General features: G+C 71.2%; 18 protein-coding genes. 12 read left to right on the plus strand and 6 right to left on the minus strand.

Annotated features, from left to right (window positions below; all coding sequences use genetic code 11):
• Positions 1 to 130 precede the first annotated feature (130 nt).
• Together ACFXJL_RS01825 and cseB are read right to left on the minus strand one after the other, a co-directional pair.
• Entirely contained in the window at positions 131 to 1330 is a 1200-nt protein-coding gene (locus tag ACFXJL_RS01825) for an ATP-binding protein (RefSeq protein WP_384689108.1), read from the minus strand.
• An 80-nt stretch (positions 1331 to 1410) separates the two neighbouring features.
• Positions 1411 to 2139: a two-component system response regulator CseB gene (gene cseB / locus ACFXJL_RS01830; protein WP_384689111.1), complete on the minus strand. Its 729-nt coding sequence runs from the start codon at positions 2137 to 2139 to the stop codon at positions 1411 to 1413.
• A gap of 416 nt (positions 2140 to 2555) precedes the next feature.
• Between cseB and ACFXJL_RS01835 the strand changes: the two genes are divergently transcribed.
• On the plus strand, positions 2556 to 3365 hold the full coding sequence (locus tag ACFXJL_RS01835) for an SAM-dependent methyltransferase (RefSeq protein WP_358876045.1): 810 nt from the start codon (positions 2556 to 2558) through the stop codon (positions 3363 to 3365).
• 88 nt (positions 3366 to 3453) lie between these two features.
• Here the strand turns inward: ACFXJL_RS01835 and ACFXJL_RS01840 are convergent, their stop codons facing one another.
• On the minus strand, positions 3454 to 5193 hold the full coding sequence (locus tag ACFXJL_RS01840; RefSeq protein WP_384688406.1) for a protein kinase: 1740 nt from the start codon (positions 5191 to 5193) through the stop codon (positions 3454 to 3456).
• Between the two features lie 82 nt (positions 5194 to 5275).
• Complete coding sequence (locus ACFXJL_RS01845; protein WP_384688410.1) at positions 5276 to 6352, minus strand: Ku protein; 1077 nt, start codon at positions 6350 to 6352, stop codon at positions 5276 to 5278.
• A 58-nt stretch (positions 6353 to 6410) separates the two neighbouring features.
• Between ACFXJL_RS01845 and ligD the strand changes: the two genes are divergently transcribed.
• Together ligD and ACFXJL_RS01855 are read left to right on the plus strand one after the other, a co-directional pair.
• On the plus strand, positions 6411 to 7286 hold the full coding sequence (gene ligD / locus ACFXJL_RS01850) for a non-homologous end-joining DNA ligase (protein WP_384688413.1): 876 nt from the start codon (positions 6411 to 6413) through the stop codon (positions 7284 to 7286).
• A gap of 140 nt (positions 7287 to 7426) precedes the next feature.
• On the plus strand, positions 7427 to 8332 hold the full coding sequence (locus tag ACFXJL_RS01855; protein WP_358876049.1) for a DNA ligase: 906 nt from the start codon (positions 7427 to 7429) through the stop codon (positions 8330 to 8332).
• A gap of 71 nt (positions 8333 to 8403) precedes the next feature.
• Here the strand turns inward: ACFXJL_RS01855 and ACFXJL_RS01860 are convergent, their stop codons facing one another.
• Positions 8404 to 9444: a nuclease-related domain-containing protein gene (locus ACFXJL_RS01860; protein ID WP_384688415.1), complete on the minus strand. Its 1041-nt coding sequence runs from the start codon at positions 9442 to 9444 to the stop codon at positions 8404 to 8406.
• A gap of 181 nt (positions 9445 to 9625) precedes the next feature.
• Here ACFXJL_RS01860 and ACFXJL_RS01865 point away from each other — a divergent pair, with 181 nt between their 5' ends.
• The 7 genes from ACFXJL_RS01865 (at position 9626) to ACFXJL_RS01895 (ending at position 17799) form a co-directional block, all read left to right on the plus strand.
• Positions 9626 to 11815 carry a PBS lyase gene (locus ACFXJL_RS01865; protein WP_384688418.1) on the plus strand — a complete coding sequence of 730 codons (2190 nt, stop codon included), beginning with the start codon at positions 9626 to 9628 and terminating at the stop codon, positions 11813 to 11815.
• Complete coding sequence (locus ACFXJL_RS01870) at positions 11812 to 12126, plus strand: zinc-ribbon domain-containing protein (protein ID WP_383532926.1); 315 nt, start codon at positions 11812 to 11814, stop codon at positions 12124 to 12126. The genes ACFXJL_RS01865 and ACFXJL_RS01870 overlap by 4 nt, the downstream gene beginning before the upstream one ends.
• A gap of 130 nt (positions 12127 to 12256) precedes the next feature.
• On the plus strand, positions 12257 to 13000 hold the full coding sequence (locus tag ACFXJL_RS01875) for a hypothetical protein (RefSeq protein WP_358876053.1): 744 nt from the start codon (positions 12257 to 12259) through the stop codon (positions 12998 to 13000).
• Between the two features lie 155 nt (positions 13001 to 13155).
• Positions 13156 to 14358, plus strand: coding sequence for an ATP-binding protein (locus ACFXJL_RS01880; protein ID WP_384689114.1), 1203 nt, complete (start codon positions 13156 to 13158; stop codon positions 14356 to 14358).
• An 85-nt stretch (positions 14359 to 14443) separates the two neighbouring features.
• Positions 14444 to 15799: an FtsW/RodA/SpoVE family cell cycle protein gene (locus tag ACFXJL_RS01885; protein ID WP_384640542.1), complete on the plus strand. Its 1356-nt coding sequence runs from the start codon at positions 14444 to 14446 to the stop codon at positions 15797 to 15799.
• Entirely contained in the window at positions 15796 to 17253 is a 1458-nt protein-coding gene (locus ACFXJL_RS01890; protein ID WP_358876055.1) for a penicillin-binding transpeptidase domain-containing protein, read from the plus strand. The genes ACFXJL_RS01885 and ACFXJL_RS01890 overlap by 4 nt, the downstream gene beginning before the upstream one ends.
• A 66-nt stretch (positions 17254 to 17319) precedes the next feature.
• A complete protein-coding gene (locus tag ACFXJL_RS01895; protein WP_384688423.1) occupies positions 17320 to 17799 on the plus strand; it encodes a DUF3291 domain-containing protein in 480 nt (159 codons plus the stop codon).
• Positions 17800 to 17825: 26 nt separating this feature from the next.
• Here ACFXJL_RS01895 and ACFXJL_RS01900 read toward each other — a convergent pair whose 3' ends face one another.
• Positions 17826 to 18731, minus strand: coding sequence for an ADP-ribosylglycohydrolase family protein (locus ACFXJL_RS01900; RefSeq protein ID WP_384688425.1), 906 nt, complete (start codon positions 18729 to 18731; stop codon positions 17826 to 17828).
• Between the two features lie 340 nt (positions 18732 to 19071).
• On the opposite strand from ACFXJL_RS01900, the gene ACFXJL_RS01905 reads away from it, so the two are divergent.
• Entirely contained in the window at positions 19072 to 20007 is a 936-nt protein-coding gene (locus ACFXJL_RS01905; RefSeq protein ID WP_358876058.1) for a diiron oxygenase, read from the plus strand.
• Between the two features lie 53 nt (positions 20008 to 20060).
• Positions 20061 to 20795, plus strand: a complete 735-nt coding sequence (locus ACFXJL_RS01910; RefSeq protein ID WP_384688429.1) for a TetR/AcrR family transcriptional regulator — start codon at positions 20061 to 20063, stop codon at positions 20793 to 20795.
• Positions 20796 to 20812: the final 17 nt, after the last annotated feature.

The raw sequence follows: 20812 nt of genomic DNA on the forward strand, positions 1-20812 counted from the left end.
ATCACCCGTCGGGCAGCGCTCGGCCATGTGTCAACCACGCATCAGGCCGGGCATGGATTGGATCACCGCAGGTCCGGGGCCTGATCACAGCCGTCTCCCGATCGAGGGCCAAGTCAGAGCGTGGGCCGAGTCAGAGCGTGGGCGGGGCCTGGTCGGGCAGTCTCAGGACGGCGATCGCTCCGCCGTCCTCCGCGTTGGAGAAGTGGAGCGCGGCCCCGATGACCCGGGCCTGTCCGAGCGCGATGGTCAGCCCGAGCCCATGGCCGTGGCCGCGTTCCGCAACACCCGTGCGAAACCGTTGCGGCCCGTTGGCCAGGAGGGAGTCGGGAAAGCCAGGACCGTGGTCCCGTACGGTCACGCTCGTGCCGTCCACACGCACCTCGACGGGCTCACGACCGTGGCGATGGGCGTTGAGCACCAGATTGGTGATGATGCGGTCCAGACGGCGCGGGTCGGTCGGAACGCGCTGGTCGTGGACGATCACCGTACGGGTGGGCAGCCCGGTCCGTGTCACCGATTCCTCGACGACACTGCCGACCGGCACGATCCGCTCGTCGGCCGCCTCCGCGCCCGCGTCGAGGCGTGAGATCTCCAGCAGGTCTTCAACCAGTCCGCGCAGCACGCGCACCCGGTCCCGGACGAGTTCGGTGGCCGGCCCCTCGGCCAGCAACTCGGTGGAGGTGACCAGTCCCATCAGCGGTGTGCGCAGTTCATGGGCGACGTCCGCGGTGAACCGCTGTTCGTCGATCAGCCGCTGCTGGAGGGACTGGGCCATCGAGTCGACCGCTCCCGCGATCTCGGTGACCTCATCGCCTCTGCGCCCACCCGTTCCGGTGCGGGCGTCCAGTTCCCCGTCCGCGATGCGCCGAGCGGTGCGCGCCACCCGGCGCAGCCGGCGGCTGAGGAGTTCGGTGAGGACCAGTGAGAGCGGGGTGATCACGCCCAGGGTGGCGGCGGAGACCTTGATGGTGGTGCGGTCCAGGGCGGCCAGATTCCGCTGGTCCGAGCCCAACTCGATCTCCACGGCGAGCACCTGGCCGCCGACGGACTGGCCCGCCCACATCCAGGGACCGTGCCGTCTGTCGGTGTCGTACCAGGTGGCGGCTGCGCCTCGGGCGCGCTCCACCCGGCTGAGGAGTTCGGGCGGGACCTCCTCCCCCGCCACCACGCCCCTCTCCCGGAAGACGTCCTCGCCCCGCCGGTACTCCTCGACGACGGTCTCCAGTTCGTGCAGGGCGCTCCCCTCGCCCTCAGCAAACAGCCGCTGTTCGGTGGCCCGGTGGACGAGCACGCCCACCGTCACGGCTACCGCGCAGGACGTCAGGACCACCAGCGCGGCGATCTTCCAGCGCAGTGAGCGCCAGTTCCATGAGCCCCCGAGGGCGTTCCCGTTTCCTGTGCGCATCGCCGTCAGCGCCGCAGCTTGTAGCCGAAGCCGCGGACCGTTTCGATGCGGTCCGCGCCGATCTTCTTGCGCAGGCGTTGGACGCAGAGGTCCACGACCCGGGTGTCGCCGTCCCAGCCGTAGTCCCACACATTGCGCAGCAGTGTCTGCCGGTCCAGGACGATCCCGGGGTGCCCGGCGAACTCCAGCAGGAGTTTGAGCTCCGTGGGGGCCAGGGCGACCCGCTCGCCGTCGCGGAACACGTCGAGTCCCCGGGTGTCCACCGTCAGATCGCCGAAGACGAGAGTGTCCCGGTCCGCTGCCGAGGCCGCCCCCGCCGTCTCGGAGGGGTCGGGGGTGAAGGTCGTACGGCGCAGCAGGGCTCGGATCCGGGCCACCAGTACGGGAGTGTCGACCGGCTTCACCACATAGTCATCGGCGCCCGCTTCCAGGCCCGACACCACGTCCAGGGAATCGCCGCGCGCCGACATCATCAAGATGGGCACCTGGCTGGTCTCCCGCACCTTGCGGCAGAGGCCGATGCCGTCCAGCTCCGGCAGCATCACATCGAGCAGCAGCAGATCGGGCGTGTGCTCGCGGAACATCTCCAGGCCGGTCAGGCCGTCGGCGGCCGAGTGCACCCGAAAGCCGTAGCGCGCCAGGGCCATCGAGACCGAGGTGCGGATCACCTCGTCGTCCTCGACGAGGAGGAGGACCGGAGTCCCTTCGGGCGGTTGGTGGGAGCCGGGGACGATGTCCTCCTGCGATGCTGCGCTCACTGCGGGCCTTTCCCTGTACGACGTCGGTACCGCTCCACGATCCTCCCTGGTGCTGCGCCGGAGATTCGCCGCGAGCACCTCGACCCGCCGGACCCACTGTGCGGCAGCGACCCATCCGTTGCGCGGAGGCCGTGTATCCAACAGGTATCCGCTGGGCATCGGACCCGGGGCATCGGTCCTGCCGACACCACCCGGTGACGGTGGAGCGGCAGCTGGACACGGGGCGGACCGCGTGTCTCGTACCGGTCCGTCCATAGGTCGCGCCGGGCATCCCGTCGGGCTGCGGCAAGCACTGCGGTACCGCTCCAACGGCCTTCCAGTACAGGTGCGTTGAGGCGCTTCGGGGCCGCGCGCCTCTACACTCCCATCCCATCGGCTTATGGAGGAACGTTGTGAAACACGAGGAGCAGGCGGCGGACGGGGTCAATGCGGGCCAGGCGCACTCAGCCCGGGTCTACGACTACATTCTGGGCGGCAAGGACCACTACTCGGTCGATGTCGAGGCCGGCAACGCCATGTGTCGGGAGTGGCCGGCCCTTCCGGTCCATATGCGGGCCAATCGCGCGTTCATGCACCGGGCCGCGCGCCATCTGGCGCGCGATGCGGGCATACGCCAGTTCTTGGACATCGGTACGGGGCTGCCCACCTCGCCCAATCTCCATGAGGTGGTCCAGGAGGAGCGTCCGGACGCGGCGGTGGTCTACGTCGACAACGACCCCATCGTGCTCGCCCATGCACAGGCGCTGCTGACCAGTTCGCCCGAGGGGCGCACCGCGTACGTGGATGCGGACATGCGCACCCCGGACGCCATCATCGGCTCACCCGCCTTCCGGGAGGCGCTGGATCTGCGCGAACCGGTGGGGCTGATGGTCATCGGGATCCTTCACTTCATCCTGCCCCCGGCGGACCACGCGCTGGTGCGGCGACTGCTCGACCCGCTGCCGTCCGGCAGCTATGTGGCCATGTCCATCGGCACGGCCGACTTCGCTCCGGTCGAGGTGGGGCGGGTGGCCGCCGAGTACGAGCGGCGGGGCATGCCGATGTGCCTGCGCACACGGGAGCAGGCCGAGGCGTTCTTCGACGGGTTGGAACTCGTCGAGCCGGGCGTCCAGCAGGTGCACAAGTGGCGACCGCCGGCCGACCCGTCACCGGTCGACGACCGGGACATCGCCATGTACGGGGCAGTGGCGCGCAAGCCCTAGGCGTGTCGTCAGAACGGGTCGGTGGCGCGGGTGCGGCCTGCGATGCCGAAGGGATGGCCCGCGAAGGGTGACGGCCGGGAGGCGGCGGTCACTTGGGGGCCGGCACCGTCCTGATCACCTTTCCCGTGCGGTCGGCCAACAGATAGCCCGAGCCGTACTGGTTGGACAGATAGATGGAGATGCCCGCCTCCGACTGGTGCAGGGAGTTCGGTGTGGAGAGCACGAGGTAGCGCGAGGTCGGGTCCTCGACGCCGAGGTCCGCCTCGGCCTTCTTCATCAGGGCGGGGACGATGTCCCAGTCGTACGTGTCGAGTCCCACCGGCTGTTCGCCGCCCGAGAGCGTGCCGCTGATGATGCCGCGGGAGACTCCCTCGCCGACGCGGTAGTCATAGCTGTCGAAGCGGGTCTTGCTGCCCTTGACCATGCCGTTGACGGACGCGTACTCGGGGTACACGACGAACCTGCCCACCTGGTCGGTGCCCATCTCCGCCTTGAGTTCCTTCACCACGAGCCGCAGTCCGTCGGGCGTCAGCAGGCTGGCGGGCTCGCCCTTCTCCTGCCCCTCGGTGTCGTCCTTCTGTTGTGCTCCGGGACCCGACGGGGAGGGGGCGGCGCCCTTGGCGGTGGACGCGGACGGGGATGTGGCGCCCCCGGGTGTGGCCGAGGACTTCTTCTCGTCGTCGGGCAGCAACCCGGGCAGCACGCTCCACACCAGGACGGCGGTCAGGGCGGTGGCGAGCAGCGAGGAGACGACGGCCGTGCGGCGTCGGAGCGCGGACCGTCGCGGTGGGGCGGACGGCGACACGACGGTCGGCCGGAGGCCGGCGCGCCCGCCCGTGGGGTTGGGGTACGGGGGGACGGCGTCCTGCGAGGTCACGGGGTCGATGGGCGGGCCGAACGTACCGAGCGGCGCGGTGGACGGTGTACTCGGGGGTCCCAGTCGGTATGACGTCTCGGGCGGCGCGGTGGAAGCGGCCGGCCCGTGCTCGCCCCGGGCGGCGGCGGCCAGCATCCGGTCCACGGTGTCGGCGTCCGGGCGGGCGTCCGGGTCCCTCACCAGGAGGGCTCTGAGCACATCGGCCAGCGGGCCCGCCTGACGCGGGGGCGGCAACTCCTCGTTGAGGACGGCTGCGAGCGTGGCGAGGGTCGTCCCCCTGCGCAGTGGATGGACGCCCTCCACGGCGACGTAGAGCATCATCGCCAACGACCAGAGATCAGAACCGGGCCCTCCGTCCTGTCCCGAGATCCGTTCAGGTGCCATGAAGTCGGGTGTGCCGATGAGGGACCCGGTCGCGGTCAGCACGGTCGACTCACGGATGGCGGCGATGCCGAAGTCGGTGAGGACGGGACGGCCGTCCGGCCGCAGCAGCACATTGGCGGGCTTCACATCCCGGTGCTGGATGCCGACGTCGTGGGCGGCGCGCAGGGCGGCCGATATCTCCAGCCCGAGGGCGGCTGCCTCGACCGGTGCCATCGGCCCGCGGGCCAGCCGGTCCTGGAGCGAACCGCCGGTCACCAACTCCATCACCAGCCAGGGGTAGGTGTTCTCGCCGCCGTCGACCACATGGTGGATGGTCACCACATTGGGGTGGTCGACGCGCGCCAGCGCACGGGCCTCCCTCAGCACCCGGGCGCGCAGCAGAAGGGCAGCCTGGGGGTCGTACTCGGCGAGCCCGGGGTCGGGAGGTCGCACTTCCTTCAGCGCCACCGCCCGATCGAGTACCAGATCGCGCGCACGCCACACCGTGCCCATGCCACCACCGCCGAGCCGTGCTTCCAACTCGAAGCGCCCGTCGATGACCCGTCTTGCCGACTCCCCACCGCTCATGGCCCGGAGCTTACGAGATCGGGAGGACATCCTCGTCCTCACCCGGCTGCACCCATCCGGTCCTTGCGCGGGGGCACGCGCGTCAGGAAGCGCGCTTCTTCGGTGTGGACCGGGTGGTCTTCTTCGTCGTCTTCTTGGCCGCGGTCTTCTTCGCCGCCTTCTCGGGCGCGGCCTTCTTGGCCGCACCGGCCCTGGTACTGGTCCCGGTGCTGGCCTTGGTACTGGTCCCGGTGCTGGCCTTGGCGCCGGTCTTCTTGGCGGGTGCCCGCGAGGAGTCGGTCTTCTTCGTGGCCGTCTTCTTCCGTCCCTTGATCGACGTCACCTCGGCCACCGACCCGCTCCCGGACCGGGCGACCGCTTCGCCCTCCGCCTCTTCGCCACGGGCTTCCTGCGCCGCCTTCACACTGCTCTCCAGAGCGGCCATCAGGTCGATGACCTTTCCGCCGCCGCGCTCGGCGGGTTCGGCCTCCGGGAGTGCCCCGCCGCCCTCGACCTTGGCGGCGATCATCGACTCCACCGCGGTTCGGTAGTCGTCCTGGAGCGAGTCCATGTCCACCTCGCCGAGGGTCTCCATCAGGGCGTCCGCAAGGTCGAGTTCGGCGTCCCGGACCGTCACCTCGGTCTCGGGCGCCACCCCTTCAGGGCGCCGGATCTCGTCCGGCCAGAGCAACCCGTGCATGGCGATGACATCGTCGACGACCCGCAGCATGCCCAGCCGTTCCCGCCCCCGGAGCGCAAACTTGGCCAGGGCGACCTTCTGGCTCCGCTTGAGGGCCTCGCGCAGGAGGGTGTAGGGCTTGGCGGCCGGGACCCCGTTGGCGGACAGGTAGTAGGCGGCGTCCATCTGCAAGGGGTCGATCGAGGCGGCGGGGACGAAGGCCACGATCTCGATCGTCTTGGCCGTGGGCAGGGGAAGGGCGGCGAGGTCCTCGTCCGTGATGGGGATGATCGAGCCGTCGGCGTCCTCGTACCCCTTGCCGATCTCGGCCGCCGTGACCTCCTTGTCCTCCAGCTCGCAGACCTTGCGGTAGCGGATGCGACCGCCGTCCGCGGTGTGGATCTGGCGGAAGGAGATGGAGTGGTTCTCGGTGGCGTTCACCAGCTTGATCGGGATGCTGACCAGGCCGAAGGAGATCGCGCCGTTCCATATGGATCGCACGTTAGATCCCTTTCATGAGATTCACACGCATATATGGCTTTCATGCGATTCTCATCGTATGACGCCGATCACCGAGGTGGCCGGGCGGCGGCTGGCGCTCAGCAATCTGGAGAAGGTCATCCACCCGGCCACCGGAACCACCAAGGGCGAGATCCTCCACTACTACGCCACCACCGCACAGGCGCTCCTGCCCCATGTGCACGACCGTCCGGTCTCCTTCCTGCGCTACCCGGACGGCCCCGATGGGCAGCTGTTCTTCACCAAGAATCCGCCGCCCGGTACGCCATCGTGGGTAACGACCACCCCGGTACCGCGCTCGGAGGACCCCCGCGCCCGCCAGGTCGTCATCGCCGACCTGCCCTCGCTCGTCTGGGCGGCGAACTTGGTGGTGGAGTTGCACGTACCGCAGTGGACGGTCGCGGCCCCGGCCGTCGCCGACCGGATGGTCTTCGACCTGGACCCGGGTGCCCCCGCCTCCGTCGAGGAGTGCTGCGAGGTCGCCCTGTGGCTGCGGGAGCGGCTCGCGGCGGACGGCCTGGACGCGTACGCCAAGACCTCGGGGTCCAAGGGCCTGCACATCCTGGTGCCGCTGGTGCCCACTCCCTCCGCCCAGGTGTCCGCGTACGCCAAGGAACTCGCCCAGGAGGGGGAGAGCGTCCTCCCCCATCTGGTGCTGCACCGGATGAACCGCAAGCTGCGCCCCGGGAAGGTCTTCGTCGACCACAGCCAGAACGCGGCTGCCAAGACCACCGCCGCCCCCTACACCCTGCGGGCACGTGCCGAGCCGACCGTCTCGGCACCCCTGACCTGGGAAGAGGTGGAGGCGCGCCGCAATCTGGTGCTGCGGCTCGCGGACATCGCACCGCGGCTGGACCGGTATGGGGACCTGATGGGCGCGCTCACCGACCCCGACCGGGCACGGCCCCTGCCCTGAGGCACTCCCGCACCGAAAAGCCGGCGTCCCGCGTACGGGCCTCCCTCAGCCGCGCACGGTGGGGCCGTCCCGGTGACGCACCGGCCCGGCCCGGCGAGCCCGCACGGGCACCGGCCATCGGGCGGGCCCACCCTGACGCCATGGACGAGAGCCACCCGACCATCGCCCTGCGCCCGCCCGTCGATGTGATGCGCCCACGTCCCGTCGATGAGATCCCCGAGCAGGGCAGTACGCCAGGAGGCTTCCAGTACACGGTCAAACTCGACGGATTCCGCGCGATCGCCTTCGTACTGGAGGGCGGTCGGGTCTTCCTCCAGTCGCGCTCCCGCCGGGATCTGGCGCGGGAGTTCCCCGAGATCGCCGCCGAGCTGGGGCGGCGGCTGGCGCCGGGGACGGTCCTGGACGGTGAGCTCTGCGCCTACCGGGACGGCCGGCTGAGCTTCACCGACCTGTTGAAGTCCACCACCGAACGGCAACGGCTCGCCGTGCCGGTGTCCTACATCGCCTTCGACGTCCTGGCCGTCCCGGGACGGGACGTGAGAAGCCGCCCCCTGCGGGAGCGCTGGCCGCTCCTGGGAGAGGTGATGGCCGCCGTGGAGCCACCGCTGCAACGCGTCCTGGCCACCGAGGACCGGACCACCGCGGAGCTGTGGTTCCGCGATCTGCGCGAGGTGGGCGTCGAGGGGATCGTGGCCAAGGACCTGGACTCCACCTATCGGCCGGGCTCCACCTGGTCATGGCGCAAGATCCGGCACGCCGATACGCGCGACGGGCGCCTCCTCGGTGTCTTCGGTGGTCCGGACCGCCCACGGGCGCTGCTGGTCGAACTGCCCGACGGACAGATCGTGCAGACCTCTCCCCGGCTGACCGCCACGCAGTCCCATCAGGTCGGCACGGTGGTGGCCGATCGCCTCGGTGAGCTGGTGGAGCGCCCTGGGCTCGGACCGGTGCGTCTGCTGGTCGAACCGCTGCTCGTCGAGGTGCTCCAGCCGTCGGGGAGGCGGGAGCCGACGGCCCGGTTCGTCCGGGTGCGTTCGGAAGGCTGACGGACCCCGGCCGCGAGAGGTCCACACCAGCCCGGGTCATGGGTCTGCCGGACCGGGGAGCCCCGTCCGGATCAGCTGCGCAGCCAGGTGCGGCGATCGCGCGCCAGTGCGTGGAGCGCCGCGATGTCGGCGGGCTTGTGCACGGCCCCGAGGTCGGCGAACGACGCCACATCGCGCTCCCGGAGCACCCGTACGTCCCCCGGCGCCCGCAGCACTTCCAGTCGCGCCGCGCCCACCACGGCGAGAACCGGGCGCACCGCGGTGGCCAGGGCCGAGCAGGCGCGTTCGGCGCGGCGGCGGGTCAGCCGCAGCAAGGGCACCGGCACACCCCGACCGGCCCGGATCTCGGGGTCCGCGATCTGCAGCCGCAGCCGGTGGGCGGGCACGGTGTGCACCGCGAACACACCACCGGGGCCGATCAGCAGATGGTCGATGCGGTCGGCGCCCGGCAGGGGGACGGCGTGCAGGACCCGCCAGCCCGCGGCGTCGAGCCGCTCCAGTTCCGCGCCGAGCACCTGATGGGCGCGGAGTCGGGCCCGCGCGGGACGGCGGGGATCGCGCGCCCAGCGCCGGGCCGTTCCGATCGGCAGGTCCAGTTCGGCGTGGATCGTCTCCCCCGGCCGGTTGGGCGCCAGGTCGTCATCGGGGTGGAGGGCGAGCCTGAGCAGGTCCGCGGAGCTCGGTACGGGGGGCGGTCCGATGGTCCAGGCACCGGTGAGATGGGGCGCGAGCACGGTCAGCACGGCCTGGCGGTACCGCTCGAAGACCAGGCTGATGTGCCCGGCACAGCCCCCTGGGGCGTCCAGGTCAAGGGGCCGACCGCCCTCCCGGGTGTCGACGGGATCGGCGCCACGGAGATCGCTGACCTCACCGACCCCGTGGGCATCGGGCGGATCGGAAGGGTCGGCAGGGTCGGGGTGGTCGGGGTCCTCGGCCCGGGCAGGGTGGGGAGGCCGAGCAGGATGAGGAGGCCGAGCAGGATGAGGAGGCCGGGCTTCATCACCCCCACCGCCCCCGCTGTCGTACCAGGCGACGTGCCGGCCGTTCGCCAAGCTGACGTAGAGCCGGGTACGGCCCTCCCAGAGTGCTGGTGTGACCCGTAACAACGCCATGGCACCGCTCCAACCCCCGCGACCGGAAACCGCTCGTGGGATCCATGGGAACAGCCCCGGGGCCTTTGGGGCAATAACCCCTTGGGGCCATGGGTGTGGTGCAGACTCTCCCCAAGCGCGGGGTTCCGGCGCATAGTTCTGCCGCGGAGTTGTGGCGCTCGGCTCTTGGGAGGGGGCAGGCGTGTTCGGGGGTATCGACGAGGTCGACTGGGCCGCACTGGAACATGCCTACGGTCCGGCGGACGATGTGCCCGAATTGCTCCACGGGTTGACGTCGCAGGACCCGCAGGAGCGCGAGGCGGCACTCGACGGGATGTACGGGGCGGTACACCACCAGGGCGATGTCTATGACTCGACGCTGGCCTGCATACCGTTCCTGTTGGAGCTCGTCAGCGATCCGTCCGTCCAGGACCGCGGCGGCATCGTGGAGTTGCTGACCAGCATCGGCGGCATCGATCTGGACGGCGACGACGAGCTCGACCCGGACGACGCCGAGTTCGAGTACGCGGCGAACTACGCCATGGCCGCGTCGGCGGTGACCGCGAGCGCCGATGTCTTCCTCGCCCTCGTCGACTCCGACGACCGCGGCGTACGGCTGACCGCCCCCCTCGCCCTCGCCACGCTGCACGGCGAACCCGAACTGGTGCTGGGGCTGCTGCGGGAGCGTCTGAAGATCGAGCAGGATCCGGAGGTGCGCTTCGCCTGTGTGGAGGCGGCGGGCCGGGTGGCGCTACGACACGGCTGGCTGGCGTCCGAGGTCGTGGAGTGGCTGGTGGAACTGGCCGGACTGCCCGAAGGGGTCGCGGGCCCCTTACCGCAGGGCCCGGACGGTTCCCCGCTCCCTACCGCTGCCGACCCCGTGGCCCCGTCCCGCACCTACGACGCCGGCCTGCGGCTCTCCGCACTCGCGCAACTCGCCCGCTGTGCGCCCCTCGCCCTGCCTCCGGACGTCGTCACCGGAGTGACGGGACTCCTTCGCGAGCTGCGGGACGAGCCCACCGCTCCCCCCGTCCCCGGAGTGATGCCGTCCGCCTCGGGCGGATCGCGACCGGAGCAGGGCCACCTCCCCACCGGCCGCTCCACCCCCTGGACCGGCGATCTGCTGCGTACGCTCCACTCCGGACTGGGCGACCGGGTCACCGACCGCACGGCGCTCCTGGCCGACCAGCTGCGCAGCCCCGACGGCGGGCAGCGGTTGGACGCGGTACGGATGAGCTGTGCGCTGCTGCGCACCTGGCGCGGGGAGTACGCCGAGCTGGTGGGTCTCATCGGCACCCAGCTGGCGAAACGGGAGCCCAGGCTGGCCGACGCCGCCGCGGTGACCTTGGGCGAGCTGTTCTCACTCGCGGCGCCGGCGGCTGATGCGCTGGCGGAGTTCGTGGTGGCCGACCCCGGTCGCTGGGTCCAGGAGTGGGCCACGGGACCGCGGATGCTGGGCAGTGCGCTGACCGCCCTGGCGCGCACGGGCGACCCTCGGGCGGTGCCGGTGCTGGCGCGTCTGCTGGAGCTGCCCGAGACCCCTCAGGACCTGGGGCAGGTGCTGGACCCGCTCGGCGGTGCGGCGATCGCGCTCGTGCCGGCGCTGCGCAGGCGGCTGGCCGACATGGCGCTGGATCACCGGCTCTATGACCTGGCGGGGCCCGTGCTGTCCGGGCTGACCGCGCTGCGGGCCGTGGAGGCGCTCCCGGAGGTGCTCAGGGTGCTCAGGGGTGCGCCGGAGTACCGCAGGGAGTGGGTGATCGAGTTGGTGCTGCGGGCGCTGACGGCCTTCGGCCCGGCGGCCCGCGCCTCGATACCGGACCTGCGGGCGCTGTTGGTGCGGGCGGGCGGCTCGCAGGCGCTGTCGGGTGCGTTCGGGGCGAAGACGGCGGGTGCGCTGTGGTCGGTGGAGGGCGATCCGACGGTGGTCCTGCCCGCCCTGCGCACCGCGCTGTCGTCGGCGGACTCGGGGGCCCGGCGTTCGGCGGCATCGGTGCTCGGTGCGATGGGCGGGGCTGCCCGGGAGACGGCACCGGAGCTGGGTGCGCTGCTGCGGGCGCAGGACCCCTGGACGCGGGTGGACGCCGCGCTCGCCCTGTGGCGGATCACGGGCGAGCCCGATCGGGCGTGGCCGGTGTTGGCGGGCGCCTGGGACGCTCTGCCGTTCACGCGCGTTCCGATCGCCGAGCGGCTGGCGGAGACGGCGGCCGACAGTGGTGTTGCGGTGGCGCACGGGGCACAGGGGGCCGTGGAGATGTTGCGTGCGGAGCTGGGCCGGGTCCGACGTCACAACGCGATCGACGGCGGGTACGGCAGCCATGACATCGTGAGGGATGAGAAGCTGCTGGCCCTGTGCCGGCGGGCGCTGACCAGGGAGAGACCGACGACATGATCATTTTCGGTACCAAGGGATACCTCCACCAGCTGGCGATGTTGACCCTCGTCTGCGGGTCCTGTGGCAATCCGGCCGCGCACGCACTGCGCAAGCGGGTCACCAAGTTCACGCTCTTCTTCGTGCCGCTGTTCCCGGTCTCGACGAAGTACTCCACGCAGTGCACGTTCTGCGGGGCCGAGCAGAAACTCGTCAAGGAGCAGGCCGACCGGTTGTTGGCACAGGGCGACGGCTGGCAGCAGGGCGGGCAGGGAGGCCCGTCGTACGGACTCCCCCAGGGACAGCAGGGCCAGAACCCCTACCAGCGCTGAGCAGGGCGGTCACGGGGGCTCTTCGTGACCGCCGGCAGCGGACCGGTCGCGCTCGGTCCCACCATCGGGGGCACGGGCCGCTGCGCATAAAGTGGTCGGGCCCCGTCATCCCCAGCCACCCCGGAGGACCGTGCCTTCGCGCCCGCTCCGTCTGCCGCTGTTCGCCGCCGCGCTGACAGCGGTCGTCGCCGTACTGCTCGTGGGGTGCGGCGGAGCCGGTGAGCTGCGCAGTTCGGGACCGACCGCCACGGCGACCGGCCCGGTGCAGCTGTGGCCGGGGCTGGCACCCGTCACCTCTCCCCCGTACGACTACGGCGAGACGAACACCGCTCCGATCCCCGGGATCGACGTACCGCCGTCCGGGGTGCGCGATCTGGATCCGGTGGCGGTGATCAGGGCCGAGTCGAGGGCACATCCGGAGTTGTACACCGGACCCGACGGGGTGTTCCGGACCACGCTCGCCCAGCTCAAGCAGTGCGACAAGAAGCCGGAAGTCTGTCCGGTGATGTCGCCGTACTACCGCGATCTGACCGGCGACGGGCTGGAGGAGCTGATCGTGGGGATCAAGTTGCCCGAGCAGTTGACGGCGGTCCGGGTCTATCGCCCCCAGGCGCGGTCCGACGCCCTGACGCGGATCATGTCGACGGCCGACCAGTTGGTCCGCGTGCAGTTGGCGGGCCGGGACATCGTGCTGCGCTCGGTGTCGGCGGGCATCCCGGGGTACGAGTACCGCACGGCCTGGTCCTGGGACGCGCGGAACGGCGCGATGCTGCCGACGCGCGACGAGATCGTGCGGGTCGAGGCGACCGGAGAGGGACCGACCGGGGACGAACCGGCGCCCGGCGCCACCGGCTCCGCTGCGGAGCCGCAGTGAAGGTCGGGCGTCTGCTGCCCGGGCGCCGGGGCGGGCGCGATGGGCACGCGGTCGCGGGCGACCCGCACGCCGTCCCGAAGGCTCGGCGCCCTTGGCGGGAGCTGCCGCGCTGGGCCGTCAGCCTCACCTGGAAGGCCGCCGTCTTCATCGTGGTCATGTGCTGTGTGCTGGCGACCCTGCTCGGGACGCTGGTCCACGCCGCCGTCACCAGTCAGACCGTCGAGCAGTCGAGGGAAAAGGCCTTGGCCAAACTGGAGGAGGTCACCGACGCCTATCGGGCCGGTGAGCCGCTGCCGCCGTACGCCGGGGTGGACCACGCGGCCCTACCGAGCTCCTTGCGGGCTCTGGCGGTCAAGGGCGAACGCGGCACCATGGTGAGCAGCTACGACGGCCGCCCCACGATGTGGGCGGCCGGCCCCGCAGACGGTCGGGCGCTGTTCGTACGCCTCGACTACACGCTCAGCGCGCGGACCATCACGGGCCTGGACCGGGCGATCGTCGGTTCGTCGGTGTTGGCGATCGGGGCGACGCTGCTGGTGGGCGCGTTCGCGGTGACCCGGGTGACGCGCCGGCTGCATCTGACGGCACAGGTGGCTCGGCGGATCAGCGCGGGCGACCTCGATGCGCGGGTCAACGATCCGCGCACGCGCAATCCGTCCCGCCCACAGGACGAGGTCGCCACGGTCTCGGTCGCCCTGGACTCCATGGCGTCCTCGCTCCAGGGGAAGCTGCTGAGCGAGCAGCGGTTCACGGCGGATGTGGCGCACGAACTGCGGACCCCGCTGACGGGTCTGACGGCAGCCGCCGAACTGCTGCCCGAGGGCCGGCCGGCCGAGCTGGTGCGGGACCGGGTGCGGGCGATGCGTTCCCTGACGGAGGACCTGCTGGAGATCTCCCGGCTCGACGCGGGCAGCGAGACGGTGGATCTGGACGTCCATGAGTTGGGGCGGTTGGCCGAACGGGTGGTGCGGGCCTCGGGCACCGAGACCGAGGTGCGTCTGGTGCGGGACGTGACGGTGGAGACCGATCGGCGTCGGCTGGAGCGGGTGCTCGGCAATCTGATCGCCAATGCGCACCGGCACGGCAGGGCGCCGGTCGTCCTGACCGTGGACGGGCTGACGGTGACGGTCACCGACCGGGGGCCCGGCTACCCGGCGTACCTGCTGGAGCACGGCCCGGCCCGGTTCCGTACGGAGGGCGGGAGCAAGGGGCACGGTCTGGGGTTGACCATCGCGGTGGGTCAGGCTGCGGTGATCGGGGCACGGTTGCGGTTCGCGCAGGCGCCCGACGGCGGGGCGATGGCCTGTCTGGTCCTTCCTCACCGTCCGGTACCCAGGCCGCGGGGACCGCTGCTCTGAGGAGGCGCGGCACACCGCCGGCCGACCGGACCGCGCATGCGTGACATAAAGGACATAAGACTTACCGCTTGCTAAGTTGCCTGCCATGACCGCCACCACCAAGGCGCCGGCACACACCCCTCCCCTCGCCCCCCACCCGGCACGGCGTCGGGGCGTCGAACTCTCCCTCCTGGTCTGCGCCGTCCTCATCTGCGTCTACGGATACGCCGCGGTCGGACTCGCGCGGAACCACGCCGTACCCGAGGACGCACTGCGCTACGGCGGCGGTCTCGGGCTCGTCGCCCTCCTCGCCCACATCGCCGTACGGCTGCGCGCCCCCTATGCCGACCCCCTCCTCCTCCCGATCGCCGTACTCCTCAACGGCCTCGGACTCGTCCTGATCCACCGTCTCGACCTGGAGACCCCGAACCACCCCGCCGCACCCGCCCAACTGCTCTGGTCGGCGCTCGGCGTGGCCCTGTTCACCGCGACCGTGCTGGTCCTGCGCGACCATCGGACCCTCCAGCGGTACGCCTATGTGTCGGTGGCCACGGCGCTCGCCCTGATGATCGCCCCGATCCTGTTCCCCGCGGTCAACGGCGCCCGGATCTGGATCCGGATCGGCGGACTCTCCTTCCAGCCCGGCGAGTTCGCCAAGATCCTCCTCGCCGTGTTCTTCGCCGCCTACCTCGCGGCCAACCACCATGCGCTCGCGGTCACGGGACGCCGGATCTGGCGGCTCCAACTGCCGACCGGGCGGGTACTCGGCCCGATCGTGACGATCTGGCTCACCAGCGTCGCGGTGCTGATCCTGGAGCGGGACCTCGGCACCTCGCTCCTCTTCTTCGGCCTCTTCGTGATCATGCTCTACGTGGCGACGGGACGAACCGGCTGGATCGCGGTGGGACTGACCCTCGCCGCCGCAGGAGCGTTCGCCGTCGGCGTGTTCGAACCCCATGTGCACGGCCGGGTGGAGGACTGGCTCGACCCCTTCGCCACCATCGAGGCGGGCCGGGGTGCCGGCCAGGTGGCACAGTCACTGTTCGCCTTCGGCGCCGGCGGGGTCCTCGGCACCGGCCTCGGCCTCGGGCACTCCACCCTGATCGGGTTCGCCGTGAAGTCCGACTTCATCCTCGCCACCGCCGGCGAGGAGTTGGGGCTGGTCGGCCTCACCGGCATCCTCCTGCTGTACGGGCTGCTCGTGGCGCGCGGCTTCGACGCCGGGCTCCATCTGCGCGACCCCTTCGGCCGACTGCTCGCCATCGGCCTCGCCTCCATCGTCGCCCTCCAGGTCTTCGTGATCGCCGGTGGCGTCACGGGGTTGATCCCGCTCACCGGGATGGCGATGCCCTTCCTCGCCCAGGGCGGCTCGTCCGTCGTCGCCAACTGGCTGATCGTGGCCCTCCTGATCAAGGTCAGCCACTCGGCCCGCACCCCCATCGACCCTCCGGAGGCGCGGTGATCCGCTACATCCGACGCGCGGCCTGGCTGTGCTGTGCCCTGCTCGTCGCCCTGCTCGTCAATGCGGCCCGGCTCCAGGTCGTCCAGTCCGACGCGCTGGGCAAGAGCCCCGCCAACCGCAGGAGCGACATCGCCCGCTACGCCGAACCGCGCGGGAACATCATCGTCGGCGGACGTTCCGTCACGGGCTCCAAGGACACCGGCCAGCAACTGCGGTTCGAACGCACCTACCCGGAAGGCCCCTTGTACGCGCCCGTGACCGGGTTCTCCTCGCAGACGTACGGCACCACGCTCATCGAGAACGCCCAGGACCGTGCCCTGGCGGGCACCGACCCGCTGCTCCGCGCGATTCCGCTGTGGCACGACATCAGCCGCGGCCGGCCTCCGGGCGGGGACGTCATCACCACGATCGAACCGTCCATGCAGCGGGCCGCGTTCACCGGCCTCGGCGGCAAGCGCGGCGCGGTCGCCGCCCTTGAGCCGTCCACCGGGAGGATCCTGGCACTGGTCAGCAGCCCCTCCTACGACCCCGGGGTGCTCTCCGGGACGGGCGCAGCCGTCACCGCGGCTTGGGACCGCCTCCAGTCCACCGCGACCCGCCCGCTGGTGAACCGGGCCATTCGCCAGACCTATCCACCGGGCAGCGCTTTCAAGATCGTCACGGCTGCCGCGGCGCTGGACGCGGGGGTCGTCACCGATGTGGACGCGCCCCTGGGAACACCCGATCCCTTCTCGCTGCCGGGCACCAGGACCCGGTTGCCGAACGCGGTGCGCGGCTGCGGTGACACCTCGCTCGCCCATGCCCTCCAGTGGTCGTGCAACACCGTCATGGCGGACGTGGGCGCCCGGGTGGGGTTGACCAGGATGCTGGCCACGGTGAGCGCCTTCGGCTTCAACGACCATGATCTGCGCATCCCGTCCGCGGTCACCCCGTCGAACTTCGACACCCGGATGAGCCCGGACCAACTCGCCCTGTCCTCCATCGGGCAGTTCAACACCACCGCCACTCCCCTCCAGATGGCGATGGTGGCCGCGGCGGTCGCCCACGGCGGTGAGGTGATGCGCCCCCATCTGGTGGACCGGGTGGTGGCCCGTGGCACCCGTGCGATCTCCCGCACCCATCCGATGCCCTACCAACGGGCGATGAAGCCCACCACAGCGCGCCGCCTCCAGGACCTGATGGTGCGGGTCGTGGAGGACGGCACCGGGGCGAACGCTGCGATCCCGGGGGCGTTGGTCGGCGGCAAGACGGGCACGGCCCAGCACGGCTTGGACAACTCGGGGACTCCGTACGCCTGGTTCATCTCCTGGGCCCAGCGGGAGGACGCCTTTCAACCCGCGGTGGCGGTGGCCGTGGTGGTGGAGGACGCGGAGGCGGTGCGCGGGCACATCAGCGGTGGCGGCAGTGCCGCTCCCATCGCCCGTGCGGTGATGGAGGCGGCACTGCGCAAGTGACGCCCGCCCCCGGTTCGCACCGCCCCGCCCTCCGGGGCGGCCGGAACGTCTGGTTAGGGTGCGGCCATGACTTTCTCCGGGGCTCCCCATCAACTCGCGCAGGTGAACATGGCGCGGCTCAAGTTCCCTCTGGACTCGGTGGAGTTGAAGGACTTCGTCGACTGGCTCGACCCGGTGAACGCGGAGGCGGACGCCGCGGACGGGTTCGTCTGGAGGTTGGCCGACGACGGTGACGGGAACGCGACGGCGATCCGACCGTTCGACGATCCGTGGCTGCTGGTGAACCTCTCGGTGTGGCGCGACCCCCATGCCCTGACGGCCTACATGTACCAGGGGCAGCACCGGGAGGCGCTGGCCCGCCGCTTCGACTGGTTCGAGCGGGTACAGGAGCACATGACGACGATGTGGTGGGTGCCCGCGGGGCACCGGCCGACGGTCGAGGAGGCACAGGAGCGTCTGGTGCTGCTCCGCGCCGAGGGGCCGACTCCACAGGCGTTCACCCTGCGGACATCGTTCCCGCCGCCGGAGGCTGACCCGACCGACTGACCGTCACCCGGGCCGCCGCTCGGCGGTCACCCCTCGTCCGGCAGGGGCAGCGCCTCCCGCCGTTCCAACCACACGGCGGGCACCGCGTCGATGCCCGTGCGCGCGGCGACGATCCCGCCCGTGATCGCACAGGTCGTGTCCACATCGCCGAAGCCCTCGGCCGTGCTCCACAGGGCCGCCTCCAGATCGTCGGGGTGCCGGGCGGCCGTCCACACGGCGAAGGGCACGGTGTCATCGGCCCTGATGCGGCTCCCGTTGCCCAGGACGTCCGCCGCCTTCCAGGGCTCGGTCTCGAAGGGGAGCCGCGCGGCCCGCACCAGTCCGGCGCGTACGGCGCTCTCGGGGGTGCGGTCGGCGACCGCTTGGACGGTGAGCCCACCGCGGACCGAGAGGGCCGCCGCGATCGCCACCGCCACCGCTCCCGCGACCCCCTCCGGATGGGCGTGGGTCACCCTCGCCGACAACTCGGCCTGCCGGGCGACCTCGACCAGGTCGGCCCCGAACCAGGCCCCCAGCGGCGCCACCCGCATGGCCGCGCCGTTGCCGAGGCTGCCGCCGTCGAAGAGCAACTGCGCTTGCGTACGCCACTGCTCGGGTGTCTCCAGCAGCAGGGGCAGGAGTTGATGCATGCCTCTGCCGTAGCCGCGGCCCGGGTCGGCGTCGAAGGCGAGCGCGAACCGGGCGGCGAGTCGGTCCTGGTCGATCGTGCCGAACCGGACGAGGACATGGTGGATCGCCAGGGCCAGGGCCGTGTCGTCGGTCCAGCGCCAGAGGGGTTCATCGGGGGTGCGGCGCTCACGGACATCGGCGAACGCCTGCGCCCGTTCACGGAAGAGGGGGAACCACCGCTCCCCGAACGCGTCCCCGAGGGCGAGCCCCTCCAGACTGCGGCGGGCGGCTTCCGGGTTGACCTGGATCTGTTGAACCGACATGCCGCCATGGTCCCGGAAGGCGCGAGCGGCCCGCATCCCCTATCCCGGCGCAACTGGCGGAGTCGATCGACGACTTTCTCGACCGGATCGGCCGAGCCGGTCCACAGCGCGGCCGGGTGGACCGTACGGAACGCCCCTTCCCTCGGTCGTGGTGCCCGTCGACCCACCGCGGAACGCCTATTGGACAGTCGGTCAGCAAGTTGCCTTCAGGGGATTGACGGGCTTGCTGACGGAGAGTCTCATAAGGAGTGGCCCTCGGACCTGATCCCCCTGCGGGTCGGGTCCGCACCCGGGGCAAGCCGCCAGGTCCACCCTTGACACTCGTGAGGTGTTCTCCGTCATGACGACCGTGTCCGAAGCCGAACTGCGGACGCTCCACGACGCACTCGGCCCCCTCCGCGACCGGGAACAGGTCGCCGCCCGACTGCTGGAAGCCTCCGCCAAGCACTCGTTCGACCCGGACCGCGAGCTCGACTGGGACTCCCCCATCGAGGAGGGGAAGTGGTTCTGGCCACCGGAGTTGGTCTCGCTCTACGACACCCCGCTGTGGCGCCGGATGTCCGAGGAACAACGGATGGAGCTCGCCCGCCACGAAGCCGCTTCACTGGCCTCGCTCGGCATCTGGTTCGAGATCATCCTGATGCAACTGCTGGTGCGCCACATCTACGACAAGTCGGTGACCAGCAATCACGTGCGGTACGCCCTCACGGAGATCGCGGACGAGTGCCGGCACTCCATGATGTTCGCGCGGATGATCCACAAGGGCGACGCCCCCGCGTACCCGGTCCCCCGGCTCTACCACAATCTGGCGCGGGCCCTGAAGACCGTCTCCACCACCCCGGGCTCGTTCGCGGCCACCCTGCTCGGCGAGGAGATCCTGGACTGGATGCAGCGGCTCACCTTCCCCGACGAGCGGGTCCAGACCCTCGTGCGCGGTGTCACCCGCATCCATGTGGTGGAGGAAGCACGCCATGTGCGCTACGCACGGGAGGAACTGCGCCGCCAGATGGTGACCGCGCCCCGCTGGGAGCAGGAACTCACGCGCATCAGCTGTGGGCACGCGGCCCAGGTGTTCTCCGTCTGCTTCGTCAACCCCCAGGTGTACACGAATGTCGGACTCGATCGTCGCGAGGCCGTCGCCCAGGCGCGGGCCAGCGGCCACCGCCGCGAGGTGATGCAGTCAGGGGCCAGGCGCCTGACCGACTTCCTCGATGACATCGGGGTACTGCGCGGGCCCGGCCGCAAGCTCTGGCAGCGCTCCGGCCTCCTCGCATGAGAGCTTCCTCCGTCATCGCCCACCGACCCGGCCGCCCGGTTACGCTGCGGAGCATGACCACTCCCGTCCCGGCGCCCCGCGCCTACCGGCGGCTGAGCGTCGAGGAGCGCCGCAGCCAGTTGCTGTCGGCCTCGCTGCGCCTGTTCGCCCACCGGGCCCCGGACGACGTGTCCCTCGACGACGTGGCCGAGGCCGCCGGTGTCTCACGGCCGCTCGTCTACCGCTACTTCCCCGGTGGGAAGCCGCAGTTGTACGAGAGCGCCCTGCGTTCGTCGGCCGAGGTGCTGGAGCGGTGCTTCGACGAGCCCCGGTCGGGGCCTCCCACCGAACGGCTCTCCCGGGTCCTGGGCCGCTATCTCGCCTTCGTCGATGAGCACGACGCCGGCTTCAGCGCCCTCCTGCGGGGCGGCAGCGTGGTGGAGACCTCACGGACGAACACGATCGTGGACGGTGTCCGCAGGGCAGCCGCCGAGCAGATCCTGCTGCACCTCGGCGCCGAGGAGCCCGGCCCCCGGCTGCGGATGCTGGTGCGCACCTGGATCGCCGCGGTGGAGGCGGCCTCGTTGATCTGGCTGGACGAGGGGAAGCAGCCGGCGCCGGCCGAGTTGCGCGACTGGCTGGTGGACCACTTGATCGCGCTGCTCACGGTGTCGGCGGCCACGGACGGGGAGACGGCAGCCGCGGTGGGGGCGCTCATCGCCCAGGAACGACCCGAAGGCCCGGTGCACCGGCTCGCCGCCCGAGTGCTCCCCCTCCTGGCGGACGCCTCCCCCACTCCGGAGCAGTAGGCGCCCCGGAGCAGTAG

Origin of the sequence: Streptomyces sp. NPDC059256, from assembly GCF_042753785.1 — a bacterium.
GTDB lineage: Bacteria > Actinomycetota > Actinomycetes > Streptomycetales > Streptomycetaceae > Streptomyces.